Genomic DNA, 24,617 nt, shown 5'->3' on the forward strand with positions numbered 1-24,617 from the left:
TTCGCGTTGATGCTGTCTGGCCCATTACTTCCGATTATCGCCCGCTTTCGCACAAAAGGCAAGAACTAGATTGACAAATGTGCGCAACGTCATACAGAAACCGTTCCACCCCGGTCAATCTCCCAACAAAAACTTGAACATGGATTAAACTGGCGTATCGAACACAGTTTAATGAGAGGTATAACCATGACTGACATTCTCGAACGCGCCCGCCAGAAGGTCCTGGACGAGGGCACCCCGCTCAACAAAGACGAGCTCCTGGAGGTCCTCGAGCTTCCCGATTCCCGCATCGACGAACTCCTCCAACTCGCCCACGAAGTCCGCCTCAAGTGGTGCGGCGAAGAAATCGAGGTCGAAGGCATCGTCAGCCTGAAGACGGGCGGCTGCCCCGAGGACTGCCGCTTCTGCTCCCAGTCCGCCCTCTACGAGTCCCCTGTCAGGGCCGTCCGCCTCGACATCGAGGGCCTCATCGAGTCCGCCAAGGAAGTCCAAAAGACCGGCGCCACCGAGTTCTGCATCGTCGCCGCCGTCCGCAGCCCCAACGAGTCCCTCATGCAGCAGGTGGAGGAGGCCGTCGCCCGCATCGGCGCCGAGGTGGACGTGAACGTCTCCGCCTCCATCGGCATCCTCAACCAGGAGCAGGTCGACCGCCTGAAGAAGGCCGGCGTCCACCGCTACAACCACAACCTCGAGACCGCCCGCAGCAACTTCAAAAACGTCGTCACCACCCACGAGTGGGAGGACCGCGTCCACACGATCGAGATGATCCGCGACGCCGGCATGGAGACGTGCGTCGGCGGCATCCTCGGCCTGGGGGAGACCCTCGAGCAGCGCGCGGAGTTCGCCTCCGAGCTCTCCGAGCTCAACCCGACCGAGGTCCCCATGAACTTCCTCGACCCCCGCCCCGGCACCCCCTTCCAGGACCTCCCGCTCGTCGATTCGAAGGACGCCCTCCGCGCGATCGGTGCCTTCCGCCTCGCACTTCCGCGCACGATCCTCCGTTTCGCCGGCGGCCGCGAGCTCACCCTCGGTGACCTCGGCGCGGAGAAGGGCCTCCTCGGCGGCATCAACGCCGTCATCGTCGGCAATTATCTCACCACCCTGGGCCGCGACGCCGAGAATGACCTCGACATGCTCGACCGCCTCCACCTCCCGATTAAGGCCCTCAATGCGACGCTCTAGCTCTACTGAGCTTGCCGACGCCGTCCTGGCCGGCGAGCGTCCCATCCACGACCCCTTCGGTGGTCGGACTCCCAGCGGCTACGAGCCGCCGCGTTTCTGCCAGATCTGCGGCAGAAAAATGGCCGTGCAGGTCACCCCGCACGGCTGGGTCGCTCACTGCTCGCAGCACGGTGAGCTCAATTCCGCCTGGCTACGCCATTAGTGTGGCGATGCGGACTCGTGGTGCGCCTGCGCCTCCTCATCGCCGGAGCTGGCCCCGGGTCCGCTGACCACGTTCGTCAGGTCTTCCAGCTTCGGCGGCTTCTTGTTCGGCGAGGTGGATTCGCGTGTATAGAAGTAGTACGTGGCGAGTCCTCCGGCGATGAGGAAGCCAATGGTGGCGATGAGGCGGCGCATATCTTCTCCTTTTTAAATGCGAGGTTTCCCTTACAGGGTATACGATAGTGGCCATGAGTATTTCGACCGCAACCGCGACTCTCCACACTAACCACGGGGACATCGCGATCGAACTTTTCGGCAACCACGCCCCCAAGACCGTGGATAACTTCGTCACCCTTGCCAACGGCGAGAAGACGGGCGAGCCGTTCTACGACGGCGTTATCTTCCACCGCATCATCGCCGGCTTCATGATCCAGGGCGGCGACCCGACGGGCACCGGCATGGGCGGCCCTGGCTACCAGTTCGAGGACGAGTTCCACCCGGAGCTCTCCTTCGACAAGCCGTACCTGCTCGCCATGGCGAACGCCGGCCCGGGCACCAACGGTTCCCAGTTCTTCATCACGGTGGCCAAGACCCCGCACCTGAACAACCACCACACCATCTTCGGTGAGGTCACGGACCCCGCGTCCCAGAAGGTCGTCGACGAGATTGCAGGCGTCCCCACCGACCGCATGGATCGCCCGCTGGAGCCTGTCGTCATCAACAGTGTCTCCATCGCGTAACCTGTTCAGAAATGCCCCAGCCACCTGGGGCATTATTCTTTTCCTCGTCGCCATCCACCTGATCACGGCGCTCCAATCCGGCTCGCTCACCCACAACCTATCGGGTTCCCCGCTGGCGGAATCCTGGGTCCTTTACGGCCCGTACGTCGCCACCCAGCCCTACCGCCTCGTCACCTACGCGTTCGTGCATTCCGGCCTCTACCACCTCACGGTCAACTGCGCCTCCATCCTGGTCTTCTGCTGGTCTCTCGAGCGCTACCTCGGTTCCCTCCAGCTCATCGCCACCTTCCTCGTCACCGCTCTCGGTGCGGGCCTTTCCATCCTGCTTTTCGACGCTTATTCGGCCACCGTTGGCGCCTCCGGCACCATCTTCGCCTTCCTCGCCATCTGCGTCGCCGTCGCCGCCAAGCACCGCGGCAACGTCCGCGCCATCGCCGTCTTCCTCGTCATCAACATCGGCTACACCTTCATCGGCCAGGGCATTTCCATTTGGGGACACCTCGGTGGCCTCCTCATCGGCGGCCTCATCGCCTACCCGCTCGCCAGATTCCAGGCCCGCGGTCGCGCCATCACCCTCACCGTCGCTGCCACCGTTTTGTGCATAACGTGCTTCGTCCCGACTGACTTATCCACAGTTTTTTGACGCTTCCTCTTTAACGGTGCGTTGCGACGTTTTATTGTGTGTGGCATGACCGCTTTAACGGATTGTGCTTCCCTCCTGTCGCAGGCGATGGTGATCGCCGGGGAGGCGTTTGGCATGTCCAAAAAAGCACTCGTCCGGACAGGCTACGATAAAACAACCGCCCACACCATTAAGAAGCTCGCCGACATCTACTATGGGCGCTGTGGTGCCCCGCGCAAGCAGGAACGCACACGTAAGAAAGCAGTAACCTCAGGTTGCAGCTTCGCATCACTGAAAGCCATTGAACGGTTTGTGGCGAAGCTGCCGAAGAAGCATGCCTGGACCATCCGTGAAGCCCTGGTTCCGTTTGGTCGGGATATCACACAAATTAACGCCGAAGGCGCGCGTCTAATCCAGGACTACACCCAGGCGGAGAACCCAGAAAAGAAACTCACCTACAGGGCGATCCCGAATTCCACGTTCGCCACACTCACCTTGACGGCGGAGTCGTCGCGTGTGAAGCAGATCTATGACCGGGCGCAGGACACAGACACCAACCCTGCTGATGGTCTTATTAGGTTGGCGCTTGCTGCCAATGATGGGGAGCTTCCCCCTGTGGCAACAGCCTGTTTGATTATGGGCTTTGATTTACCCTTCGATGAGGTTGAGCCAGGCAAATTTGTTTTCTCTTTAACAAACGGTGCCACCATGACAGTGCAAGAAGCAGTGGAGGCGAAACTTGCAGAAAAATTAATCGTTGCTGCGGTCAACCCACTGGGTCCGGAGAACCTTGGTTTGTTTGAGGTTACGTTTCCTGGTGATGGGCGTTTTGCGAATCCGATGGAGAGGTTTTACCAGGGTCTCCGTAACCCGGTATGTGCCTGGCCCGGCTGTTCTAAACCCGCCACCAAGTCCCAGATTCATCACATTAAAGCGTTTAAACACGGTGGCACAACCACAACGGACAACTTGATGGTGTTGTGTAAGTACCACAACGGCATTAACGACGATGACCTGGACAAGCCGAAACACGGTCACATGGTCAGGATCAACGGCCTGGAATACTGGAAACCCGCCTTCGGCGGACCCCTCCAGCTGAACATGAACCCCTGTGCCCAAGGCGGCGCCATCCGCCTTGCCCGAAAACAACTCGGCATCCCCATCGACCCCAGCCCACCAGGCTAGGCCGGCAAGCCGACCTGTCCAAACGACAAGCCCGAGCACCCACTCGGGCTACTCGTCGTGTCCACACACAAAAAATAGCCGTCGCGCCCCCAACAAACACGGGGACGCTACGGCCACTAATAAAGAACTTACCGCCAGCCCATCGTCATGAGCAGGCCGACGATAAACAGGCCGAAGCCGATGCCGTAGTTCCACGGCCCGAGGTCGCGCATGAGGGCGATGTCGGTGCCGGCGAGGTAGTTGATGACCAGCCAGGCGAGGCCGAGGAGCATGAGGCCGAACATTATCGCCAGGTACCACCGGGGCGTGCCGGTGGAGTTGATCTTGACGGGGGTGCGGCTGACGGAGCCACTGCTAATCGGGGTTGTTTTCGTGATTTTGGCTTTAGGCATGGCAGTTAGTTTACATTAGGGATCGCAAAGGTAAAGACCTGGATGGTCACGGGCTGGTCCTTGCGGATCGGCGTTCCGGCCGCGGGGTCCTGCGTCGCCACCTTGTCAATTTCGGTTAGGTTCGTCGACGGCGTTTCCTGCTGGTTCGTCGCACCGCTGTGGCCTGCTGCTTCCAGCGTCTTGCCCACCTGCGTGACGTGCAGGCCGACGAGGTTCGGCGTGCGGATCAGCTGCCCGTTGCTCACCTTCACCGTGACGACGGTTCCCTCCGCCACCTCCGTCCCTTCGCCGGCGGTGGAGATGACGGTGCCTTCGGGCTCCACGCCGTCGACCATCTGCATCTGCACCCCGAAGCCCATGGCCTTGAGGTTGGATTGCGCGGTTTCGAAGGTGGTGCCGTTCTGCGCGGGCACGCGGACGAGTTTCTGCCCGATGGACACGGTGATGGTGACCTCGGTTCCCTTCGACACCTGGCTGCCTGCGGACGGCGACTGCTCGAGGATGAGGCCTTCCTTGACGGTGTCGGAGTTGTCTTCCTTCACCGTGGTGGCGAGTTTCAGACCCTCTTCTTCGAGTCGTTTCTGCGCGTCCGCAGTGTTGAGGTTCTTCAGGTCGGGGACCTCGGTGATCTCCTTGCCGGTGGATACGTACACTTCCACGGTCGTCCCCGCAGGCACACGGGAGTTCTCCGCGGGCGAGGTACGGATGATGTGGTTTTTCTCCACGGTGGGGGAGGTCTCTTCCTTAATCGTCGTCTTCAGGCCCGCGCTTTCCAGCTTGGTCAGCGCTTCTTCCGTGGGCAGGTTGGCGATCTGCGGGATGGCGACGGATTGGCTCGTCTGTTTCTGGTTGCTGCCGCCGAGGTCGAGGTAGTTGTAGGCGAAGACTCCGGCGAGCGCGAGGAAGATGGCTGCGAGGACGGCGACGATCCACCGCCACGGGTTGGACTTCGGCTCGTCGGGTTCCGCATCCTCCGGCGATTCCGCAAAGTCTGCGGGTTCTCCCACGGCAACCGCGGCCGCCGGCTCCGGCTCCGCGACTGCGGTGGCGCCGGGCTCCGCGTAGGAGCGCGCGGCCAGGGGCGTGCCGCCGCGGGCGAGGGTGCCGAATTCTTCGGCGAGTTCGCCTGCGGTTTGGTACCTGTCGTGGGGGTTCTTGGCCATGGCCGTGAGCGTCACGGCGTCGAGCGCGAGCGCCTCGCTGGGCGTCAGCCCCGCGACGAGCGTCGATGGCGCTGCGGGGTCCTCGGTGACATGCTGGTAGGCGACGGCGAACGGCGTTTCGCCTTCGAACGGCGGGTGCCCGGTGACGAGTTCGTAGAAGACGCAGCCGGTGGCGTAGATGTCGCTGCGCCCGTCGGCGACCTTGCCGCGCGCCTGCTCAGGGGACAGGTACTGCGCCGTCCCGATCACCGCCGAGGTCTGCGTCATCGCGGATGTCGTGTCCGTCGTGGCGTGCGCGATGCCGAAGTCCATCACCTTGACGTCGCCGGTGTTGGTGATCATGATGTTGGCGGGTTTGATGTCGCGGTGGATGATTCCGGCTTCGTGGGAGCAGGCGAGCGCCTGCGCGACGGGTTCCATGATTTTCGCCGCTTCGCGTACGGGCAGCGGTCCGACGTCGCGGAGCGTTTTGCCGTGTACGAGTTCCATGACGATGTAGGGCACGTCCATGCCGTCGCGGTGGATGGTGCCGGTGTCGTAGACGCTGACGATGGCGGGGTGGTTGAGCTGCGCGCTGTTTTGCGCTTCTTTCTTGAACCGTTCGCGGAACCCGTCGTCGCGTGCGAGGTCGTTGCGGAGGATCTTGATGGCGACGTCGCGGCCGAGGATGGTGTCGGTGGCCTGGTAGACGTCGCTCATTCCGCCGGTGCCGATGGAGTCACCGATTTCGTAACGTGACGCGATCATGGTTCCTCCAAATTCAGAAAGTCAGTGGGCAGCGGTTGTTCCGGTATGGGCATCATACTCGTGGGGGTGCGCTTTTGTGTAGTTGGCGTACTTTCCACGCTTGTCGACGCCTCCGTCGTCGCCGTCTCCTTTTCACTCGTCGTCGGCTTCTTCTCCGTGGTCTCCTCCGCCTCCGTAGGGGTCGGCGCAACGGTTTGCGTCACGACGACCTCGCTGGTGGTGGTCACGGCCGTCGTCACCGGCGGCTGTGTCGGCGACGGGGTCGCCGGCGAGTCGTCTTGCACGCCGATGAAGTAGTACATGAACGCGCCGATGCCGGCGAGCAACAGCACGGCGATAAAGATGAGCCAGCCACTGCCGCCCTCCTTCGGCTCCGGCTTCTGCCGGGGCCGCTTCGCGGGAACCGTCGTCGGCCGCACCTCCCGCCCGAGCGCCCGCGTCGTCTGCGTGACCGCGGGGGCGACGGTGGTCGGCGGCGCGCCGGCAGGCCGCTGCCCGCCGCGCACCTGGGACACGGCCCCGGCGAGCGTGGCGCCGTCGCGGAACCGGGCGCTGGGGTCCTTGCGCAGGCAGATGCCGATAAGCTCGCGGACCTGCGGGGAGATCGACGGCGGCATGGCGGGCGGCGCCTGGTTGATGTGGGCGATCGCCACGGAGACGGAGTTGTCGCCCACAAACGGCCGGTGCCCGGTGAGCATCTCGTAGCCGACGACGCCGAGCGAGTACACGTCGGAGGCGGGCCCTAGCGGGTTGCCCTGCGCCTGCTCCGGGGACACGTACTGCGCGGTGCCGACGACCATCCCGGTCTGCGTGAGCGGCACGGCGCTGGCTGCCTTGGCGATGCCGAAGTCAGTGATCTTCACCTGCCCCTGCTCGGTGATGAGCAGGTTGCCGGGCTTGATGTCGCGGTGGATCATGCCGGCGCGGTGGATGGATGCGAGCCCGTGGGCGGCCTGTTCGAGCACGTCGAGGGCGACGTCCTCCGGCAGGCTCGCTTCGCGAGCGAGTAAGTCGGCGAGCGATTCGCCGCGCACGTATTCCATGACGATCGCGTCGTCGGTGAAATCGTAGGTCTGCACCACGTTGGGGTTGTTGACCTGCATGGCGGCGCGCGCCTCGTTCTGGAACCGCTGCACGAATTCCGCATTGCCGGTGAGCTCCGGCTTGAGCTTCTTCACAGCAACCTCGCGGCCGCGGCGGTCGCGGGCGAGCCACACGGTGGACATGCCGCCGTGGCCGATGACGTCGATGAGCTGGTAGTTATCCACGTGCTGCTCCCAAAATCTCTCTGCCGATGGGTGCTGCGGTGGTCGCCCCCACTGCCCGCGCACCCTGGTCACCGCCATTCTTTACGACGACTGCCACGGCCACGTCGCCTTCGAAGGCAATGTACCAGCCGTGGGGGTCAGAGTTCCTGGAATCCTCACCGTGCTCTGCGGTACCGGTCTTGGAGGCGATGGCGCCACCCTGGTAGCCAAGCGTCGAGCGCTCGGAGGCGCACATGAGCTCCGCGATCTGGTCGGAGACCTCCTTCGGCATGACCTCGGCGGCCTCGGTCGGGGTGGTCTTGTGCTTGACCTTCAGGTCGCGCCCGAGGACCTCGGACACAATGTACGGCTTCATCCGCAGCCCGTCATTGGCCACGGTCGCGGCGACGACAGCGTTCTGCAGCGCCGTCATGGACACGTCGCGCTGCCCGATGGCGGACTGCGCGCGCGCCGCGGCGTCGGTGAGGTCGCCGAGCGCGCCGGCGGATTCTGGCAGGCCCAGGTCGTAGGTTTCGCCGACGCCGAAGGCCTGCGCGGTCTTGGTGAGCTGTTCGTCGGTAAGCTGGCTGCCGAGCTGCGCGAAGGCGGTGTTGCAGCTGAGTGCGAACGCCGTGGTCAGCGTCACCGTGCCGCCACCGGCGCAGGCGGAGCCGCCGTAGTTCTCCAGCGTCGCCGTCGTGCCGGGCAGCGTGATTTGCGGCGCGCCGGTCAGCGGCGAGCCGGGGGCGTAGCCGTTCATGAGCGCGGCGGCCGTCGTGATCACCTTGAACGTCGATCCCGGCGGGAGGCTGTCCTGCGTCGCGTGGTTGAGCAGCGGGCTCATCTCGTCGTTGGACAGGCTGTCCCAGTTGTCGGTCGCCGTCGCCGGGTTGTAGCTCGGTGTCGAGGCGATCGCCAAGATTTCGCCTGTCGACGCCTTGATGGCCACCGCTGCTCCCTCATACCCGCGCGATGCGAGCCCCTGGTACGCGGCCCTCTGCAGCTTCGGGTCCACCGTCAGTTTGACGGTGTTCTCCCCGTTGAGCACATCGTTCTGGCTGGCCTCCAAGCCGGCGGCACCGAACTGGGGGTCGAGGTAGCCGATCGTCGGGCCGTAGAGCGGCGCGGACTCGCCGTAGCTGCGCTTGTACGTCCCGTCTTCCTGCTTCTCACTGTGGGCGAGGACCTCCCCGCCGGCGGTGATCGGGCCACGGGCGATCATCTGCGCGCGGTAGAACTGCCTCCGGTTGAGCGGGTTATCGGCGAGCTCATCGGTGCGAAACACCTGCACCCACGTGAGGTTCACGAGCAGGATGAAGACGAGGACCAAAGAAAACAGGCTGGCTATGCGGATCGTGCGGTTCATGAACGAGCCTCCTCCGAAACGCGTATGAGCAGCGCCAAAAGAATGTAGTTAGCCATCAGGCTGGAGCCACCCTGCGACATAAACGGCGTGGTCAGGCCGGTCATCGGCATGAGCGCCGAGATGCCGGCGACAACGACGAACACCTGAATAATGACGGTCAGCGACAGCCCGCCCGCGAGCAGCTTGCCATAGGAATCGTTGGTGCCCATGGCCGCCTTGAAGCCGCGGGTGACAAGGATCGCAAATAGGACGAGGATCGCCGCCAGCCCCGCCAGGCCCAGTTCCTCGCCCACGGCGGCGAGGATGAAGTCGGAGTGCGCGACGGGAACCTCCTGCGGGAACCCCTGGCCGAGCCCGGTGCCGCCGGGTCCGCCCCAGCTCAGGCCAAAGAGCGCCTGGGAGAGCTGGTAGCCGGTGGTGTCGTAGTGGGCGATCGGGTCGAGGAAGTTGTTCACGCGGGATTGGATCTTGTCGGAGATGGTGTAGATCCCCACGCCGCCGATGGCGACGAGGATGCCGCCGATGACGAGCCAGGATTCGCGGCCGGTGGCCAGGTAAATCATCCCGAGCACGGTGCTAAACAGCAACAATGCGGGGCCGAAGTCGTTCTCCAGCGCCATGATCACCAGGGCGATGCCCCAGACGATGACAATCGGCGCCATGTCGCGCAGGCGCGGGAACTGCATCCCCGCCACGCGGTAGCCCGCCACGTTGAACAGCGCGCGTTTGGTGGTCAACAGCTGGGCGATGAACAGGATGAGGAGGATCTTGGAGAACTCGCCCGGCTGCAGCGAGAACGGTCCGATGGAGATCCAGATTCGTGCGTCGGCATTCGCCGGCGCCCACGGCCACACGATGGGCAGCGCCAGCAGGATGAGCCCCACGAGCCCGAGGATGTAGGAGAAGCGTGAGAGGACGCGGTGGCTTTTCACCACCACGAGCGTGGCCACGAACAGGCCCACGCCGACGACGCTCCACAGCACCTGCTTGGATGCCAGGGTTGTCTCCAGGGCATCATCAAGCCGGTAGATCATGATGAGTCCGAAGGCGTTGAGGAGCGCCGCGACGGGCAGCATGATCTGGTCGGAGTTCGGGGCGAGGATGCTGAGAGCCACGTGGGCAATGGCGAAGATGCCGATGAACCCGCCGATGATCCAGGCGACCTCCCATGTCAGCGGGTTTCCTAAGGCAAGCTCCAGGTTGATAACCGCCGCCGTCAAAACGACGGCGGCGAGGATCAGGAGGCCACTTTCGATGGCGCGAAACTTCACCTGTTAGTTCACCTCCCGGCAGTTGACCCCCGGCGTGGTGAGGTCGCCGTCGCCGGGCTTGTCCTGCTTCTCGCGCGTGACGCACGGCGGCAGGGCACTATCGGCGAGCCTGCGCACCTGTCCCAGCGCGTCGTCGTAGGAGCCGTCGGGAAGCGTCGCGACGGAGGCGCGGGCGTCCTCGGGCAGGTCGGTGAGCTTGAAGGTACGGCAGTTGTCCTCGAGCGAGATGTTGCCGCTCGCGTCGATGCACGGCCGCTGGTGCACATGCGACAGCCCGGCGATGTCGACACCCTTGAAGATGGCGATATCGTCACCGTCGGCCGCGACGTAGTAGTTGTTGTTCACGGCCCGCCAGCCGAAGAAACCTACACCTGCGATGACAAGCAGCGCGATGAGCCCAAAGATCCAGCCCGTGTGCCTTTTCTTCGCTTCCTTACCCGGCACCTCCGCCGACGTCGGAGGTATGACCTCCGGCTTTGCTCGTCCCGCAAGCGCCGCCCGTCCGGCGGCCGTGTTGGGGTTCGGGTCGTACGTAGCGTTCGCATCGAGCGCGCCGACGACGAGCGGTTCCCGTTCCTCCGGATCCGTCATCACCACATCGGCGACGACGACGGTGACATTGTCCGGCCCGCCGGAGCGCAGCGCGAGCTCCACCAGCGTGTTCGCGGCATCCTGCGGGGTGCCCTGGCCGAGCGCCGTCTCAATGGTGGAGGCGGTGACGGGGTCGGTGAGCCCGTCGGAGCAGAGGAGGACGCGGTCGCCCTCCTTCAGGTCGAGGTCCTTGAGCAGTGGTTCGACGGGGATGCCACAGTAAGCCTTGAGCAGCTTGGACCGGTCGGGGTGGGTGGAGACCTCGTCGGGGGAGAGCTTGCCCGCGTCGACAAGCGATTGCACGTACGTGTCGTCGTGGGTGATCTGGGCGAGTTTCCCGTCGCGCAGCAGGAACCCGCGGGAATCCCCGAGGTGCACCATGCCGATGCCCTCCGGCCCCGCGAGCAGCGCCGTCAGCGTCGTGCCCATGCCGTCGGTCTCCGGGTGGCCGGAAATGTGCTGGTGGATGGAGGTATTGCCATCGTTGGCGACGGCACCGAGCAGCGCCAGCAGGTCATTATCACCGGGGTCGGCGTCCAGCACCTTCATGTGGTTGATCATGAGCTGGGAGGCGACTTCGCCGGCTGCGTGCCCGCCCATGCCGTCGGCAAGCGCGATGAGGTGTGTGCCCGCATAGGCGGAGTCCTCGTTATTGCCCCGGACGAGCCCCACGTCGGAGCGCGCCGCGTAGTTAAAAGCAAACATTTAGGGAACCAACCTCACTATTGTCTGGCCGATCTTAATCTCGCTGGTGGTATCCACCGTCTCCGGCTGGTCAATCTTGTACCCGTTGACAAACGTGCCGTTGCGGGAGTCGAGGTCCTCAATGATCCAGTCATTGCCACGGTGGGTGAGCCGGGCGTGCGTGCCGGACGCGAAGTCGTCGATAAGCGGGAACGTGTTGGACGGGGACCGACCGAGCGTGACCTCGGTGAGCCCCGACAAGTTGACCTGCTCGTTGCCGGCGCGCACCCATGTGGGGGTGCCTTTCTTGCCCAGGCGTGGCCGGGCCGGGGCGGCGGCGACCTGCGTCCGGGTGTCGTTCTTCAGCGCGCGCAGCGCCAGAAAAACGAACAGCCACAGGAGGACAGTCACCCCAATCCTGGCTGCTAGAAGGATGTTTTCTTCCACTATTACGCTCCCGTGATCCGCACTTCAATGAGGCTATGACCCACCTGGATCACATCACCATCGGCCAACATCCAGTTCTCAATTGGCTGATTATTAACAACCGTACCGTTCGTGGACTCCATATCCACAAGCACGGCGTCGTACCCGTCCCACGTGATCTCCGCGTGGTTGCGGGACACCCCCGTATCCGGCAGCTGCAGATCCGCATCCGCAGATCTGCCGATAATATTCGACCCCTCGTGCACCGAGTACGTGCGCGAGGACCCATCCTGCAACAGCAGGTTGACGCGCGGCTTCTGCCCCGCGAACCCGCTCCGGTACTCCTGGTTCGTGGCGGAACTCGCCACCTTCAGCTGCCCGGTATGCAGATCTTTGTCGGATTTCACCTGCACGCACACCGGCCCCTGCGTCGCCCACCCGGAGTTGCGGAAGAAGCGCTGCAGCTGCCCCGCCAGCGTCGCCGGCAGATCATCGTGGTTGTCCGCGAGGTTGTTAAAGTCCTTTTCCGACACCGACAGGGTAAACAGGTTCGGGCACTCCAGCTCGCCGTCGTACGTGCGCACGGCGTTGTCGGAGGCCTCCTGCTTGAGCAGCTCCTCGATCTCCGCGGGCACGACGCGCCCGCCAAAGACGAGTGCCATGCCGTTGTCCAGGCCACGCTGCATAGCAGAGTCAAGTTTGGCTATTCGTCCCAAAAACGACATGCTTCATCAACCTTTCTCAACAACCGACATGTACGTAAGTGAAAATACCAGTATAGAAGATGCGGTCAAAACCTGATTTTATCCCGTCCACCTGCCAGTTTGGGTAAAACGCTGGTAGCGTGCTATCTTTTACAAGTCCACAGCGTTAGACGCTGTCACTCTGGGCGAGTGGCGGAATTGGCAGACGCGCTGGCTTCAGGTGCCAGTGTCCGATAAGGACGTGGGGGTTCAAGTCCCCCTTCGCCCACGTTTCTACCCCAGGGTCTCGTACTCTGGGGTTTTTACCATTTCGGGGTCTTATTTGTCGGCCAGCCATTCTATTGGCACGTTTACTGCGCAATAGATTGACACCAACGCCGTGTCCACTACTCGGGGGACCCGCCTGAAGCTGAGTGGGAACAGGCCTGAGCACAGGAACAGGTAATCGCTAGGTTGGCTGAGCACGAGAAAGTCGGAGTAAGCACTGCTGATGCGGTCGCCGAAGAGCTGGGGATGTCCCGGCGATAGATATACCGGCTTCTTACACGCAACCGCAAGGGTTCAGGGGTAGTAACTGATCTGCTCGCGGATTTTCCCGCGCGGTGCGCAGCTTGTCCCCGCTGAGCAGTGGTGGCCGGCTTCCCGTGCGGCCACGAGCCCAGGCAGCCTCCAGACTGGCGTGTCTCCGCTCCCGGATCAGATCACATTCAAACTCCGCCGGGCAGGAAGATGTGGAACACTTTTCGGCCCCCGGAGGATGAGGTGCCGGTGTTTCCTGCAGCGATCGAAACTCCACTCCTCTCGTTGTGCTGACGACAGAGTGCCCCTCGGAGTTGCCAGCCAGGCGGGGATTACTTGACGGTCATGCCGAATGAGTCCGCGATGGTCCGGGCGGTCTGCTTGGCGTAGGGGCCTACCCCGGTGAGTGTGGCGGATCCGGGGCCGGTCCAGTCGCCGTAACCGACCAGGTGCAGGCCCGGGTATTTCGGAGTGGTGCCGTCTAGGAGCCGGCGCACCGGCCCGAGGGACGGCCGAAACCCGGTACACCAGATCAGATGATCGGCCTGTACTTCGTTGAGGGAGTTAAACATCGGCGTCGCCGCCAACCATCCGGCGTCGCGGGCAGCGCGCACCTCAGGCAACACGACAATGTCGCCGAGCTCTGAGTCGGCCCCCGGATCGGTCTCGCCGCGCTGGACGGCCAGGGCGCGTTGTCGGTTCCGGCGAAACAGCACCCGCCCGTCGACCTCATCGGGCATCCACCGTGGTGGATGGCGGGTATACCAGGTGACTTCGGCAACACCGGTGAGTTCGGCGGCGATCTGCGCGGCGGAGTTCGCCGCCCCCACCACCGCCACGGACGACCCTCGGAAGGGGCTCACCCCGGGATAGTTCGCCGAATGCCACTGCGTGCCGGTAAACAATCCCGGGTAGGCCGGGACGAAGGGAGTAGACCAGGTACCGGTGGCGGCTACGACATGGGGAGCCGTCCACGATCGATCACCGGCGTGGAGGCGGTAGCCTCCATCCTCCCGCTCGACGCGGTCCACGTGCACGGGGCGCTCGACGGGGATCCGGTAGCGCTGCTCATAGTCGGCAAGGTAGTCGATGACATGGTCCGACGGTGGAAACCCCTCGTAGGCTGGCATAGGCTTGCCCGGCAGGCTGGAAAACTCCGCGGTGGAAAACAACGTCATCGATGGCCACACATGCCGCCACGCCCCACCGGCATCCTCCTGATCATCGAGGACCAGGGTGTCCACGCCTGCTCGCAGCAGGTAGTAGGCGGTGGCCAGGCCCGCCTGGCCACCGCCTATAATGATCGCTTCGAAGTGTTTGCTGGTCACGTGTGTGATCGTCTCCTTCTCGTCGGTGGTGGGTTAGTCCATCTGTAACACGGTGCGCAGCTCCGCGAACAGCTCTGGGCGCACCTGATGGGTCATCGTCCGGCCGACCCGGACTTTGTCCAATAACCCGGTCTCGGTCAACCGCTTCAGGTGATGCGACACGGTCGGCTGACTCAACCCCGACGTCTCTGTCAGCTCCCCGACGCTGACCGGGCCGCAGCCTTCGGCCGACAACTGCGATAGCAAGCGCAGGCGGGCGGGATCGGCCAGACCGGAGAAGGCGATGACGTAGTCGATGCACGGGGCCAGCAGCACCAGCAGCACGCCTAGCAGCAGGGCCTGGTCATCGGCCACGAACCGGGACAGCAGGTAGACCATGACCGGGACAGCAGGTAGACCACGACCGGGACAGCAGGTAGACCACGACCGGGACGATGAGGAAATTCAGCACGGTCAAACCGGCCAGGAACCGGCCATCGCGCAGTGCCTGCCCGACCTTGGTCAGCGGCACGCTCAAAAACGTGGCGTAGAGCAGTGCCATCAATACCGGGTTGATCGCCACCTCAAACGCCGGAGCGGTGGCAGGAGCAGCCAGGCCGATGAGCGCTCCGAGGACGAGGGCGGCGAGATACAGCGGGATCTGCCACCGTTCCCACCAATCGAGCACGAGCATCCTCCCTGAAAAGCAATGATAGGCACGTCAACAACATAAGCCTGGTGCACAGACTAGCGTCCCCCGGGCCACCCCCTTCCCGTGCGGCCAGACCCGACGGTGGGCACGGGGATAATCATTTTAGAGGTACTGACAGATGGCGGTGGGGTCACAACTGTCCGGGCTGATCCCCTCCGCCCGGTAGCGCAGTTCACTCACGGTATCGCGCAGGTTGTGCAGATCGGCGAGTTGTTGGTCCAGGCCCGCCAAGCGCTCATCAAGCAGGTCGACCACATGCCGACAGAGCGGGGTGCCGTGGTCGCGGATCTCCAGGACCTGGCGGATCTGGGCCAAGGTCAGGCCGGCGGTCTGGCCGCGGCGGATGAAGTCGATCCGGGCGAACGTGTCGGTGGGGTTGTCGTAATACCGGTAGCCGTTGGCGCTGCGGTGGGGTGTCGGGAGTAGGCCAACGTCCTCGTAGAAGCGCAGAGTTTTGGTCGTGGTGCCGCTGGTCTGTGCCAGTTCCCCGATGAGCATGAACTACTCCCCTCTAATAATGCCTGGACCTGTGGGCTTAACCTTACCGTGCACTGGAAGGTGTATGTTGGACCCAGACACAGTTGCTAGGGGATAAGGTGAGGGTTCATGAGGCCGGACTATGAGGTTGAGCTGGCGGTAATCGGCTCGGGCAGTGCGGCGATGTCCGCCGCGATTACTGCCCGGCAGGCGGGTCATACGGTGGTCCTCATCGAACGCGGCACGCTCGGGGGGACGTGTGTGAATATCGGGTGTGTGCCCTCCAAGGCCCTGCTGGCCGCGGCCGCCGCCCGCCACGACGCGCTCAACAATCCGTTTGCCGGGGTTTCGACCACGGCCGGGCCAGTTGACCTGGCGGCGATGGTGGGTCAGAAAGACGACCTTGTTCACCAGTTGCGGGAGATGAAGTACGCGGATGTGGCCGCCGCCCATGGTTTCGAGATCCGGGAAGGCCACGCCAGGTTCCTGGACCCCGAGACCCTGCTGGTGGATGGTCAACCACTTCGGGCCCGGGCATATCTGGTAGCCACCGGGGCCCAGCCAGCTGCCCCGGCCCTGCCGGGACTGTCGGAGGTGGACTGGTTGACCTCGACCACGGCCATGGAGCTGACCGAGGTCCCGGACTCCCTGGTGATCATCGGGGCCGGTTATGTCGGCCTGGAGCAGGCCCAGTTGTTCGCCCAGCTCGGTGCCCAGGTATCCCTGGTGGGGCACCTGGCCCCGCGGGCGGAACCGGAGCTGGCTGACAGGCTGCGCGAGATCCTCCTCGACGACGGTCTGGCGATGGTTGAGGAGCACGCGGTGCACGTCGGCACCGATGCTGGACAGGCGGTGGTGACCACTACCTCCGGTAGGCAGGTCCGGGGTGAGCGGCTGCTGGTGGCCACGGGACGGGCGGCGACCACCGACGGGTTGGACCTGGCTGCAGCCGGCGTCGAGGTCGATGAGCGGGGCTTTATTAGCGTCGACGACCATCAGCGCACCTCCAATCCACGGATCTGGGCGGCCGGGGATGTCTCCGGGGCCCCGCAGTTCGTCTATGTCGCCGCGGCCACGGGCAAAGTGGCCGCACTCAATGCCCTGGGCACGCAGCCGGCGGCGCGGGTGGAGTACACCGGGTTGCCCGCGGTGGTGTTCACCCGTCCCCAGCTGGCTTCCGCCGGGTGGAGCGAGGCTCAGGCCCGTGCCCACGGACTGGCGTATGACACCCGCGTGCTGGACCTGTCGGAAATTCCCCGGGCACTGGTCAACCGGGATACCCGCGGGGCGGTCAAGATCGTGGCCGACGCGGTCACCGGAACCGTTGTGGGAGTGCATGCCCTGGCCGAGGGGGCTGGGGAGATCATGCTGGCTGCCACCTACGCCATCACGGCGGGTATGACCGTCGATGACCTGGCCGATACCTGGGCGCCCTACCTCACGATGGCCGAGAGTCTGCGCCTGACCGCCGGGTTGTTTCGCACCCAGATGCCCACCTCCTGCTGCGCCTGACCACCCCCTTTTCCCTCGGTCGTGAACACTAGCTCCATGACAAGAACCCCCTCGTAGGGGCGACCGTCATCCGTCGGTGTCAAAGGGAAAACTCAGCTGTCGGGCATGGAAATCAAAGTGCAACGTCGGATAGGCGTACACATCCGCCACAGTCATCACGGCGTCGAAAAACGGATCCCAGCGGGTGGGAAACGCCATCCGCAGTGCCAGGGACTCCTCGGATTCCTTCTCCAGGCGGGCGGCCAGGGTGGTGGTGAGGCGGCGAAGTTTCCGGGCCGTCCGGTGGCGGTTGTAGACCCGGGCCGCAGCACGCGATCCCCAGTAATTGACCCAGTCGAAAGGTCGGATACCGGCATTGAACAGACGGGCGAACGCGTTGTTGAACAAGGGCGGCAGATGACCGAAAAGCTTGACCAGAGGTAACAATGTGCGAACCACCATATAACCGAAGACCATATGAAACAGCAGTTCTTCATTGGTCCAGCGGGTACCCGCACTACGCTCGCGCAGTTCCGCGTCCCTGGCCCGGGAGAGAACGCCTTCCAACTCGGCACAGGCCCGCCCGTAGCCGGCTGTGATGTCAGTACGACCCGTCATCGTTGTCTTCTTCCCGGGGGCAGGCTTCCACCGATTCTTCGATCTCATCATCGCACCACACACTTGCCCCAGACCAGGGGTCTCCGTGTTGGGAAATGGGACGCCTGTGGTTGACCGTCCCCAGCCAGCTAAGTACGAGACTTCGCGGCACGAAAGAGCACTGATGAACCAGCACACGTGTCTAGGTGCGGGTGCCGGTTCACCAGAATTTTAGCACCGTCAGACCTCTGCCCTGCAGCCGATCGACGGCACAAAGTGTCGGAAAACTGCAGCACGAAGCGGCGGTCGTAGGTACCCAAGAGCGCAAGCCTGATTCGTCAGCATGGACCTTATATCGGCCGGGGTAATCGACACTGATCCTCCAGCGAGGCGTACGTTTCCCACTTCGATTTTTCTACAGCGATTCCTCATATATACAAGGCATTCTCGAGATGATCCCGGAAATACGGCAATACACCCGAACTGCAGGTAAGACCTCAACTCCCGGACAGTAGTTTCCGTCCGTCCTCCCGTAACTCCCCCGTCGGCGAGACATGCCGGTAGAGGGTCTGACGGGTGATCCCGAGCTCCTGGCACAGGGCCGCCACGCTGGTCTCCGGCTGACCCATCGAGGCCATCGCCAGGCGCACCTTGGCCGGGGTCATTTTGAACGGCCGCCCCCCTTTGCGTCCGCGGGCCCGGGCTGATTCCAGGCCGGCTTTGGTGCGCTCGGAGATGAGCTCGCGTTCGAACTCGGCCAGGGCGGCGAAGATCCCGAAGACCAACTTGCCCTGAGCCGAGGTGGTGTCAATCGCCGCACCCTGACCGGTGAGCACCTTCAGGCCGACGCCGCGGGCGGTGAGATCGTGGACGATGTTGACCAGGTGACGCAGATTCCTGCCCAACCGGTGGAGCTTCCACACCAACAAGGTGTCACCGGAGCGCAGCGCCTTGAGACACGCGTCGAGATGTGGTCGGTCTTCACTCTTGCCGGAGGCCTTGTCCTCATACAGGTGCCCCGGATCCACGCCGGCGGCAAGGAGCGCGTCGCGTTGCAGATCCGTGGTCTGCGATCCGTCTGACTTCGAGACCCGCATATAACCAATCAGTGCCATAGTGGTCTCCCATCACTTATACGATCGTTTACGTGACACCCGTCGGAAAAATATCGCCCAAGGTCAAAAAATCCAATTTTGTCACTTAACCCGTTATTTATCCTACGTCACGTGAACGTCATGAAAACCATTAAAGGGACACGATTTTCTGTTTGACGCAGATTTTTCACTGCCCCATCCGCATTCCGACCGGAAAGGTTTCCCCTTCAAGTATGTGCGTCTGTCTTTCGATGCAGAGGACTTCGGAACTTTTGACGCCGAGTGCAGACGAGTACTGAAACCAAAATTTGCGAGGCCAGCAACATTGCCCTCGGATAAACAGTGTGGTGCTGCTGCAAATAGGAATTCCCGTTTGCTCGCTACTCGGACAGAGCGCAGCGCACCACGGCTGGCAGATCAGCTGTTTTCGTCAAAACGCGAGTTTGCAACAGCATCAAGTGAACTACGTACCTGCGTGGAGACAGTTAATGATCTGGTGGAGTTTCTCGCTGATCAAGTCTTTACAGCCAGGACAACACGGCCTATTACTGCGCTTGCTCTTCTCGGACAAATAGGTCTTGAGGCTCGAGGTGGCTGGGACGAACAGTTCTCTAGCTACGAAACTAGCCTGACCGATGTGAACTTTCGACTCAGAATTTTTCGGAGGTGGGGGAGCGCGCTGTCATACTTCCGGACTAGCAACCGAAAGAGGACGGTGCCGGGAGCAGAGCAGTCCACCTGCTACTTGGTCATTTACCCACAGGCAAGGATGAGTTTTTCCTTGTGGACCAAAACGGAGTCATGGCGCAGCCGATCACCCGCGAAGAGGTCATTCTGCCCGATAAAGCCGAGGAGAAGATCTGGAATATTAAAAGCCTGAATACTCCGCTTCCTGCAGTGATTAAACTCCCATACGAGAAGCTTGACCTCTTACAGGAGCCAAAGTGGGAGCACTATGTCTACGATGTGCTCCCCGGCCACGAGGTCACCTTCTCCACTTTAATGGATTAGTAAATTAAAACTATCTGAGGTTTATAAGAGTGCTACTGCTACCGGGCGAGGCCCACTTGATGAAGTGCTACTAGGCCAGCTGACTATACAGCCCCAACGGCTGCGCGCTTGCATGTAGGCAATACGCCAGTTTCGCGACGCAATGCACTGTAGGCCGTCGTACAGTCACCTCACCATTGCTACCCAGCTATCTCCTCCGGGGAATCGGGGAGGAACAGGCCACCCGGGTCACGGCGGTGAGCACCGCGGCAACCGCGATGGCGGCTCTGCAGGATGCGCTCGGCATGGATTAGATCTTCTTATTCCGGGGCGGTGGGGAAGAAGACGGTGTTCTGGTTGTCCCAGAAGACCACAGCACCGAGGAAGGTCATCGTACTGCCCGGTGGGTGGTCTGCAGCGACTCTGCCCACCTCGGCACTCAACCCTGCTGTGGGGGTTACTCGTAGCGAAGCGAGCTGAACATCCCGGTTGCCATGTGATAGGCGTTATGGCAGTGAAATGCCCACTCACCGGGGTTGTCAGCGATCAGGTCGGCGATCATGGTTTCACCGTGGCGGAGAAGGACGGTGTCCTTGCGTAGCCCGCCGCTGTCGGGCAGCGCCCACGTATGGCCATGGATGTGCATGGGATGGGGCATCATGGTCCTGTTGTGCATGACCATCCGCAGGCGCTGGCCCTCCTGCACGGTCGCGGAGGAGGATTGGCCGTCGGTGAGAATGCTCCATTCATACGGCATCATCTGCCCGCCCAGGTCGATGCTGACTTCTCGGTCTGGTGTGCCCTCGGGCAGGAGTGCACGGTCTGCTGGCTTCAGGGAGGACAGAAGCAGTCCGGTGGACGACAACTCGGGGAAGTCGACATCGGGGCGGGGGGCCTGGCCGCTGGCGGTGCGGATGACGGCGAAGGCGCGGTCGTTCTTACCCACCGCCAAAGCCGTGAGCGGGAAGATGCCGTCGCCGAGGATGACCTCGACGTCGACACGCTCGCCCATCGACAGGTAGATCGATTCGGTCTCCCGGGGCTGGACAGGGAAGCCGTCGGTGTGGGTGACGGTCATGCGGTGACCACCGAGGGCCACCTTGAAGATGGTGTCACTGCCGGAGTTGATAAACCGCAGGCGGGCCTTGTCGCCCGGGCGAGCCTCGAAGGTTCGGTGAGCACGGGGGATACGTCCGTTGATGAGGTAGTGCGGATACATCACATCGCCGGCATCCCCGCCCAGTACCCGGTCCGCGGTGCCGTGCATCATATGGCCGTGACCTCCCATCCCCTTCTTCCCGTTATGGTCGCCTGAACCCATTCCGGTGAGCTTGTCGAGCTCATCGTCGGGAGTGCCCTGAATGCCATCGACCCAGTCGTCGAGCACGATGGTCCACTCGACGTCCTGGTCCTCAGCGTCTTGCGGGTCACGGATGATCAGTGGGGCGTGGAGGCCACGATCAAGCTGCAGGCCGGAGTGAGAATGGTAGAAGTAGGTGCCACCGTGGGGGACTTCAAAAACATAGGAGAAAGACTCGCCAGGTTCAATGGGGTCCTGGGTCATGCCGGGCACACCGTCGGCTGCGTTGTGGAGTGCGATGCCATGCCAGTGGATGGAGGTGTTCTCAGGCAGTTCATTGGTGATATCGACCTGGAGGACGTCGCCGACGGTGGCCTCAATGGCCGCATCCCCGGTGTCAGAGACGTATCCCCACGTCTTGGCTTCGATGCCGCCGATATCCAGGGAGAGGGGCCGGGCGGTCAGTGTCCGGCGCACCGTCGGCTCACCGAGCGCAGTGGGGGTGGGAGTGGGGCGAAGGGAGGGACCTGGTGCCGAGGCAGCGGGTCCAAGGTCGCTGGTGCAGGCGGCCACGGCCCCGGTACCGGCGAGGGCGAGCCCGCCGAGCAGAAACTGTCGTCGGGAAAACGCGTTCGTCATGATTTAACCTTTCTGGTGTAAGAATTCAGTGACACGGGAGACAGGCGCAGGTGAGGACCCTGCTGAGTCATTACGTCAGGCGCAGGTCTGTGACACAGGTGGCACCGTCGTCGGCGGTGGAAAACTCTGCGGTGCCGGTACGCCCCTGGTAGCTGACCTCAATCAGGCCGGTGACATCATCGGGAAGCCAGAAGCCAATAAACCCGTTGTCGAAGGTGGTTGTCGCCTCGTCCACCAGCACCTCACCGGTCGCCTCATCGGTGATCTTGACCTGGATATCCTCATTGCTGAGTTCCCCCCGGCAGGTCGTGAGGCTGTGGTAGAAGCAGTCGTGGGTGGATGTGAGATAGGGTGCGATCGAGACATACGTCTGATTGTCGGGAAGATCGACCACGACTTCCTGGTCACCGCTCGAGAGCAGCAGTTCATCGGCACGCACTGAGGCGATCAGATCCGTGGGACGCTCAGTGACCTTCTGCCGGTCGAGGTGATCAATGATCTCCACCGCGTCCATGTCGGCCAGGCCATGGGTAGTCAGGAATGTATCTTGGGACACCGTCCCGTCGGCCGTGGGTTCCGGGTCGGCGGCCGAACACCCCGTGAGGGCGAGGGCAAGGGCGGCGGCTGCGATCGCTAATCGTTTCATGTCAATCTCCTTAGCTCGTGGTAAGACTGTGAGTAGACACCGCCTCAAGGTCGGTGCCATTTCTTTATCTTGCACGGGTGCCTGACGGACTAGAAATGAAAAACCGGCTCACAGCCTTATAACAGGGCGAAAAGGGGGGTGAGTTATGTGAGCTGTGTCACCACCGGGACACCACTCCACAGCCGTGGGCGATGTCCTTCTACCCGCCCCGGGTATGCGGTACAGGCAGTGAAATCCCTGGTGACGCCTGCTGAACCGACTAGGTGAGGCGATGCTGCCGGCCCGGGGTGGGGCACAGGGGTGACGGCGGTCGAAGGGTGATGTTTGAAGATTTGATGAAGATTTCCCGCTGGGCACTGAGCGAGGGTGGTATTCCTCCATGGCCGGAGCGATACTGGGGTCTATGGCTGAACACACACCGACCACCGCTACGCCCCCGGGGCGGGTGCTGGTCGTCGATGATGAAGAACCCCTGGCTCAGATGGTGGCCTCCTACCTCATCCGGGCAGGCTTCGATACCCGTCAGGCGCACACCGGCACCCAGGCCGTGGACGAGGCCCGTCGCTTTTCCCCCGATGTTGTGGTGCTGGATCTGGGGCTGCCCGAACTCGACGGCCTGGAGGTGTGCCGACGGATCCGCACCTTCTCGGACTGCTACATCCTCATGCTCACCGCGCGTGGCAGCGAGGACGACAAGATCAGCGGTTTGACCCTGGGGGCGGATGACTACATCACCAAACCTTTTAGCATCCGGGAACTGGTGACCCGGGTGCATGCGGTGCTGCGCCGCCCGCGCACCAGCACCACCCCACCGCAGGTGACCACCCCCTTGATCGTTGGTGACCTCATCCTTGACCCCGTCGCACATCAGGTGCGGGTGGGGGAGACGACCGTGGAGCTCACCCGCACGGAGTTCGAGCTGCTGGTTGCCCTGGCCCTGCGCCGCGGCCAGGCGCTGACCCGCCACGACCTGGTCACCGAGGTCTGGGACACAACCTGGGTCGGTGATGAACGCATCGTTGATGTCCACATCGGCAACTTGCGTCGCAAGCTCGGCACCGACACCCGAGGCCGGGGGTTTATCGACACCGTGCGTGGCGTGGGCTACCGGGTGGGACAGCCATGAATCACGGACCCGGCCTGACCTTCCGCTTCCTGGCCGCCCAGGGGTTGGTCGTGGTGATTAGCCTGCTGGTGGCCGCGGCCGTGGCCACGATGGTGGGCCCGACCCTGTTCCATGATCATATGTTGATGGCCAGCCGGGAGGACCCCTCGCTGGAGCTGTTCCATGCCGAGCAGGCCTACCGGGACGCCAACCTGATCACCCTGGCCGTCGCGCTGCCCACTGCCTTGATCAGCGCCCTACTGGCCAGCCTGTGGTTATCGCGTCGTCTGCGCACCCCCCTGCAGGATCTCACCCGCGCCGCTACCAGCCTGGCGGCCGGTAACTCCCGTATCCGCGTGCCCGCCGGAGAAGCAGGCCCCGAGGTCGCCACCCTGGCGCATGCCTTCAACACCATGGCCGACCGGCTGGAACACACCGAACAGGTCCGCCGACAGATGCTCTCTGATCTGGCCCACGAAATGGGCACCCCCTTATCGGTGCTCACGGTCTACCTCGATGGTCTCCAGGACGGGATCGTCGACTGGAATAATGCCAACCACACGATCATGGCTGACCAAATCACCCGCCTGACCCGGTTGATGGAAGACATTGACGATGTCTCCCGGGCCCAGGAACACCGGATCGATTTGGACCTGGCAGAGGAAGGGCTCGGGGATCTGCTCCATACCGCCGCTGCTGCCGCGGGGGAAGCTTATGCTGACAAAGGCGTCGATTTACAGGTCGAGACCATTACGGACACCGCCCGGGTGCTCGTGGACCGGCAACGCTTCGGCCAGGTGATGAGCAATCTCCTGTCGAACGCGCTACGGCACACCCCGGCCGGCGGGCATGTCAGGATCAGCGTCCACCGACAGGGGCCGTCCACCGCGCTCATCCACGTCGCCGATGACGGCGAGGGCATCCCACCTGACCAGCTCGGACACATCTTCGAACGCTTCTACCGGGGGGATGCCGCCCGCAGCCGGGACAACGGCGGGTCCGGTATCGGTCTGACCATCTCCAAGGCATTGATCGAGGCCCACGGTGGCACTCTCACCGCCACCTCCCCCGGACCCGGTCGCGGAGCGGTGTTTGCCCTCCGCCTCCCGCTGTCCCCTCCCGACACTGAGGAGGCTGCTCGGTGACCACACCCTGCCCCGCGTGAGGGCCGTGCCCTCCACCCCTTGAAAATATACCCCGGGGGGTATACGCTAGGGAA

The 24,617-nt window shown here is 63.0% G+C and carries 26 protein-coding genes and 1 tRNA gene; 10 read left to right on the top strand and 17 right to left on the bottom strand.

All coding sequences use genetic code 11. The features are described 5' to 3' along the window. The first annotated feature begins 186 nt into the window (after positions 1–186). Together bioB and bsaP are read left to right on the top strand one after the other, a co-directional pair. A complete protein-coding gene (gene bioB, locus CGLUCO_RS00685) occupies positions 187–1,182 on the top strand; it encodes a biotin synthase BioB (RefSeq protein ID WP_198481447.1) in 996 nt (331 codons plus the stop codon). Next, a complete protein-coding gene (gene bsaP / locus CGLUCO_RS00690) occupies positions 1,169–1,384 on the top strand; it encodes a biotin synthase auxiliary protein BsaP (RefSeq protein ID WP_005391279.1) in 216 nt (71 codons plus the stop codon). The genes bioB and bsaP overlap by 14 nt, the downstream gene beginning before the upstream one ends. Here bsaP and CGLUCO_RS00695 read toward each other — a convergent pair. Further along, positions 1,381–1,578, bottom strand: a complete 198-nt coding sequence (locus CGLUCO_RS00695; protein WP_005391277.1) for a hypothetical protein — start codon at positions 1,576–1,578, stop codon at positions 1,381–1,383. The genes bsaP and CGLUCO_RS00695 overlap by 4 nt on opposite strands. A 53-nt stretch (positions 1,579–1,631) precedes the next feature. Between CGLUCO_RS00695 and CGLUCO_RS00700 the strand changes: the two genes are divergently transcribed. Genes CGLUCO_RS00700 through CGLUCO_RS00710 form a run of 3 tightly spaced genes read left to right on the top strand, consistent with a single transcriptional unit; the run spans position 1,632 to position 3,930 of the window. Then, positions 1,632–2,123: a peptidylprolyl isomerase gene (locus tag CGLUCO_RS00700; RefSeq protein WP_084036064.1), complete on the top strand. Its 492-nt coding sequence runs from the start codon at positions 1,632–1,634 to the stop codon at positions 2,121–2,123. Next, complete coding sequence (locus CGLUCO_RS00705) at positions 2,107–2,766, top strand: rhomboid family intramembrane serine protease (RefSeq protein ID WP_159447571.1); 660 nt, start codon at positions 2,107–2,109, stop codon at positions 2,764–2,766. Before CGLUCO_RS00700 ends, CGLUCO_RS00705 begins: the two co-directional genes overlap by 17 nt. A 45-nt stretch (positions 2,767–2,811) precedes the next feature. Then, the gene (locus tag CGLUCO_RS00710) at positions 2,812–3,930 is read left to right on the top strand and encodes an HNH endonuclease signature motif containing protein (RefSeq protein WP_084035963.1); all 1,119 of its coding nucleotides are present in this window, start codon (positions 2,812–2,814) and stop codon (positions 3,928–3,930) included. Positions 3,931–4,058: 128 nt separating this feature from the next. Here the strand turns inward: CGLUCO_RS00710 and crgA are convergent, their stop codons facing one another. The 8 genes from crgA to CGLUCO_RS00750 are packed head-to-tail and all read right to left on the bottom strand — an operon-like array spanning position 4,059 to position 12,542. After that, on the bottom strand, positions 4,059–4,322 hold the full coding sequence (gene crgA, locus CGLUCO_RS00715) for a cell division protein CrgA (RefSeq protein ID WP_005391272.1): 264 nt from the start codon (positions 4,320–4,322) through the stop codon (positions 4,059–4,061). 5 nt (positions 4,323–4,327) lie between these two features. Then, positions 4,328–6,232: a Stk1 family PASTA domain-containing Ser/Thr kinase gene (gene pknB / locus CGLUCO_RS00720; RefSeq protein WP_005391271.1), complete on the bottom strand. Its 1,905-nt coding sequence runs from the start codon at positions 6,230–6,232 to the stop codon at positions 4,328–4,330. Continuing rightward, on the bottom strand, positions 6,229–7,500 hold the full coding sequence (locus CGLUCO_RS00725; RefSeq protein WP_084035964.1) for a serine/threonine-protein kinase: 1,272 nt from the start codon (positions 7,498–7,500) through the stop codon (positions 6,229–6,231). The genes pknB and CGLUCO_RS00725 overlap by 4 nt, the downstream gene beginning before the upstream one ends. Continuing rightward, a complete protein-coding gene (locus tag CGLUCO_RS00730) occupies positions 7,493–8,845 on the bottom strand; it encodes a penicillin-binding transpeptidase domain-containing protein (RefSeq protein WP_084035965.1) in 1,353 nt (450 codons plus the stop codon). The genes CGLUCO_RS00725 and CGLUCO_RS00730 overlap by 8 nt, the downstream gene beginning before the upstream one ends. Next, positions 8,842–10,116, bottom strand: coding sequence for an FtsW/RodA/SpoVE family cell cycle protein (locus tag CGLUCO_RS00735; RefSeq protein WP_005391264.1), 1,275 nt, complete (start codon positions 10,114–10,116; stop codon positions 8,842–8,844). Before CGLUCO_RS00735 ends, CGLUCO_RS00730 begins: the two co-directional genes overlap by 4 nt. A 3-nt stretch (positions 10,117–10,119) precedes the next feature. Further along, complete coding sequence (locus CGLUCO_RS00740; RefSeq protein ID WP_084035966.1) at positions 10,120–11,412, bottom strand: PP2C family protein-serine/threonine phosphatase; 1,293 nt, start codon at positions 11,410–11,412, stop codon at positions 10,120–10,122. Beyond that, a complete protein-coding gene (locus tag CGLUCO_RS00745) occupies positions 11,413–11,838 on the bottom strand; it encodes an FHA domain-containing protein FhaB/FipA (protein WP_084035967.1) in 426 nt (141 codons plus the stop codon). A 2-nt stretch (positions 11,839–11,840) separates the two neighbouring features. Next, on the bottom strand, positions 11,841–12,542 hold the full coding sequence (locus CGLUCO_RS00750) for an FHA domain-containing protein (RefSeq protein ID WP_005391259.1): 702 nt from the start codon (positions 12,540–12,542) through the stop codon (positions 11,841–11,843). 162 nt (positions 12,543–12,704) lie between these two features. Here CGLUCO_RS00750 and CGLUCO_RS00755 point away from each other — a divergent pair. After that, positions 12,705–12,789 (top strand) — tRNA-Leu (locus CGLUCO_RS00755). A gap of 583 nt (positions 12,790–13,372) precedes the next feature. On the opposite strand, the gene CGLUCO_RS00760 is transcribed toward CGLUCO_RS00755, so the two are convergent. The 4 genes from CGLUCO_RS00760 to CGLUCO_RS00775 form a co-directional block, all read right to left on the bottom strand. Further along, positions 13,373–14,368 carry an ArsO family NAD(P)H-dependent flavin-containing monooxygenase gene (locus CGLUCO_RS00760; RefSeq protein ID WP_070742058.1) on the bottom strand — a complete coding sequence of 332 codons (996 nt, stop codon included), beginning with the start codon at positions 14,366–14,368 and terminating at the stop codon, positions 13,373–13,375. A gap of 33 nt (positions 14,369–14,401) precedes the next feature. Beyond that, positions 14,402–14,746: an ArsR/SmtB family transcription factor gene (locus CGLUCO_RS00765; protein WP_232621914.1), complete on the bottom strand. Its 345-nt coding sequence runs from the start codon at positions 14,744–14,746 to the stop codon at positions 14,402–14,404. Continuing rightward, the gene (locus CGLUCO_RS00770; RefSeq protein ID WP_168167258.1) at positions 14,712–15,035 is read right to left on the bottom strand and encodes a hypothetical protein; all 324 of its coding nucleotides are present in this window, start codon (positions 15,033–15,035) and stop codon (positions 14,712–14,714) included. Before CGLUCO_RS00770 ends, CGLUCO_RS00765 begins: the two co-directional genes overlap by 35 nt. A gap of 126 nt (positions 15,036–15,161) precedes the next feature. Next, positions 15,162–15,557, bottom strand: a complete 396-nt coding sequence (locus CGLUCO_RS00775) for a heavy metal-responsive transcriptional regulator (protein WP_005391249.1) — start codon at positions 15,555–15,557, stop codon at positions 15,162–15,164. 108 nt (positions 15,558–15,665) lie between these two features. Between CGLUCO_RS00775 and merA the strand changes: the two genes are divergently transcribed. Then, on the top strand, positions 15,666–17,048 hold the full coding sequence (merA, locus tag CGLUCO_RS00780; protein WP_084035968.1) for a mercury(II) reductase: 1,383 nt from the start codon (positions 15,666–15,668) through the stop codon (positions 17,046–17,048). Between the two features lie 66 nt (positions 17,049–17,114). Here the strand turns inward: merA and CGLUCO_RS00785 are convergent, their stop codons facing one another. Together CGLUCO_RS00785 and CGLUCO_RS00790 are read right to left on the bottom strand one after the other, a co-directional pair. Further along, on the bottom strand, positions 17,115–17,645 hold the full coding sequence (locus tag CGLUCO_RS00785) for a DinB family protein (protein WP_084035969.1): 531 nt from the start codon (positions 17,643–17,645) through the stop codon (positions 17,115–17,117). Positions 17,646–18,121: 476 nt separating this feature from the next. Further along, the gene (locus CGLUCO_RS00790; RefSeq protein ID WP_084035970.1) at positions 18,122–18,739 is read right to left on the bottom strand and encodes a recombinase family protein; all 618 of its coding nucleotides are present in this window, start codon (positions 18,737–18,739) and stop codon (positions 18,122–18,124) included. A gap of 762 nt (positions 18,740–19,501) precedes the next feature. On the opposite strand from CGLUCO_RS00790, the gene CGLUCO_RS00795 reads away from it, so the two are divergent. Continuing rightward, positions 19,502–19,729, top strand: a complete 228-nt coding sequence (locus CGLUCO_RS00795; protein ID WP_232621913.1) for a hypothetical protein — start codon at positions 19,502–19,504, stop codon at positions 19,727–19,729. Between the two features lie 436 nt (positions 19,730–20,165). Here CGLUCO_RS00795 and CGLUCO_RS00800 read toward each other — a convergent pair whose 3' ends face one another. Both CGLUCO_RS00800 and CGLUCO_RS00805 read right to left on the bottom strand, forming a co-directional pair. Next, positions 20,166–21,647 (bottom strand): multicopper oxidase family protein, encoded by a 1,482-nt coding sequence (locus CGLUCO_RS00800; protein WP_084035971.1) that lies wholly within the window; start codon positions 21,645–21,647, stop codon positions 20,166–20,168. 70 nt (positions 21,648–21,717) lie between these two features. Then, a complete protein-coding gene (locus CGLUCO_RS00805; RefSeq protein WP_084035972.1) occupies positions 21,718–22,293 on the bottom strand; it encodes a CueP family metal-binding protein in 576 nt (191 codons plus the stop codon). Between the two features lie 403 nt (positions 22,294–22,696). Here CGLUCO_RS00805 and CGLUCO_RS00810 point away from each other — a divergent pair, with 403 nt between their 5' ends. Together CGLUCO_RS00810 and CGLUCO_RS00815 are read left to right on the top strand one after the other, a co-directional pair. Beyond that, positions 22,697–23,419 carry a response regulator transcription factor gene (locus CGLUCO_RS00810; protein WP_005391208.1) on the top strand — a complete coding sequence of 241 codons (723 nt, stop codon included), beginning with the start codon at positions 22,697–22,699 and terminating at the stop codon, positions 23,417–23,419. Beyond that, a complete protein-coding gene (locus CGLUCO_RS00815) occupies positions 23,416–24,543 on the top strand; it encodes a sensor histidine kinase (RefSeq protein ID WP_084035973.1) in 1,128 nt (375 codons plus the stop codon). The genes CGLUCO_RS00810 and CGLUCO_RS00815 overlap by 4 nt, the downstream gene beginning before the upstream one ends. The last annotated feature ends 74 nt before the right edge of the window (positions 24,544–24,617 follow it).

The organism is Corynebacterium glucuronolyticum DSM 44120 (genome assembly GCF_030440595.1).
Lineage (GTDB): Bacteria > Actinomycetota > Actinomycetes > Mycobacteriales > Mycobacteriaceae > Corynebacterium > Corynebacterium glucuronolyticum.

Excerpts from the sequence above, each read along its gene's own strand:
- bioB (WP_198481447.1), top strand. The coding sequence starts at position 187 with ATGACTGACATTCTCGAACGCGCCCGCCAGAAGGTCCTGGACGAGGGC.
- CGLUCO_RS00700 (WP_084036064.1), top strand. The coding sequence starts at position 1,632 with ATGAGTATTTCGACCGCAACCGCGACTCTCCACACTAACCACGGGGAC.
- crgA (WP_005391272.1), bottom strand. The coding sequence starts at position 4,322 with ATGCCTAAAGCCAAAATCACGAAAACAACCCCGATTAGCAGTGGCTCC.
- CGLUCO_RS00740 (WP_084035966.1), bottom strand. The coding sequence starts at position 11,412 with ATGTTTGCTTTTAACTACGCGGCGCGCTCCGACGTGGGGCTCGTCCGG.
- CGLUCO_RS00695 (WP_005391277.1), bottom strand. The coding sequence starts at position 1,578 with ATGCGCCGCCTCATCGCCACCATTGGCTTCCTCATCGCCGGAGGACTC.
- CGLUCO_RS00710 (WP_084035963.1), top strand. The coding sequence starts at position 2,812 with ATGACCGCTTTAACGGATTGTGCTTCCCTCCTGTCGCAGGCGATGGTG.
- CGLUCO_RS00775 (WP_005391249.1), bottom strand. The coding sequence starts at position 15,557 with ATGCTCATCGGGGAACTGGCACAGACCAGCGGCACCACGACCAAAACT.
- CGLUCO_RS00800 (WP_084035971.1), bottom strand. The coding sequence starts at position 21,647 with ATGACGAACGCGTTTTCCCGACGACAGTTTCTGCTCGGCGGGCTCGCC.
- CGLUCO_RS00785 (WP_084035969.1), bottom strand. The coding sequence starts at position 17,645 with ATGACGGGTCGTACTGACATCACAGCCGGCTACGGGCGGGCCTGTGCC.
- merA (WP_084035968.1), top strand. The coding sequence starts at position 15,666 with ATGAGGCCGGACTATGAGGTTGAGCTGGCGGTAATCGGCTCGGGCAGT.
- CGLUCO_RS00790 (WP_084035970.1), bottom strand. The coding sequence starts at position 18,739 with ATGGCACTGATTGGTTATATGCGGGTCTCGAAGTCAGACGGATCGCAG.
- CGLUCO_RS00805 (WP_084035972.1), bottom strand. The coding sequence starts at position 22,293 with ATGAAACGATTAGCGATCGCAGCCGCCGCCCTTGCCCTCGCCCTCACG.
- CGLUCO_RS00750 (WP_005391259.1), bottom strand. The coding sequence starts at position 12,542 with ATGTCGTTTTTGGGACGAATAGCCAAACTTGACTCTGCTATGCAGCGT.
- CGLUCO_RS00730 (WP_084035965.1), bottom strand. The coding sequence starts at position 8,845 with ATGAACCGCACGATCCGCATAGCCAGCCTGTTTTCTTTGGTCCTCGTC.
- CGLUCO_RS00815 (WP_084035973.1), top strand. The coding sequence starts at position 23,416 with ATGAATCACGGACCCGGCCTGACCTTCCGCTTCCTGGCCGCCCAGGGG.
- bsaP (WP_005391279.1), top strand. The coding sequence starts at position 1,169 with ATGCGACGCTCTAGCTCTACTGAGCTTGCCGACGCCGTCCTGGCCGGC.
- CGLUCO_RS00765 (WP_232621914.1), bottom strand. The coding sequence starts at position 14,746 with ATGGTCTACCTGCTGTCCCGGTTCGTGGCCGATGACCAGGCCCTGCTG.
- pknB (WP_005391271.1), bottom strand. The coding sequence starts at position 6,232 with ATGATCGCGTCACGTTACGAAATCGGTGACTCCATCGGCACCGGCGGA.
- CGLUCO_RS00810 (WP_005391208.1), top strand. The coding sequence starts at position 22,697 with ATGGCTGAACACACACCGACCACCGCTACGCCCCCGGGGCGGGTGCTG.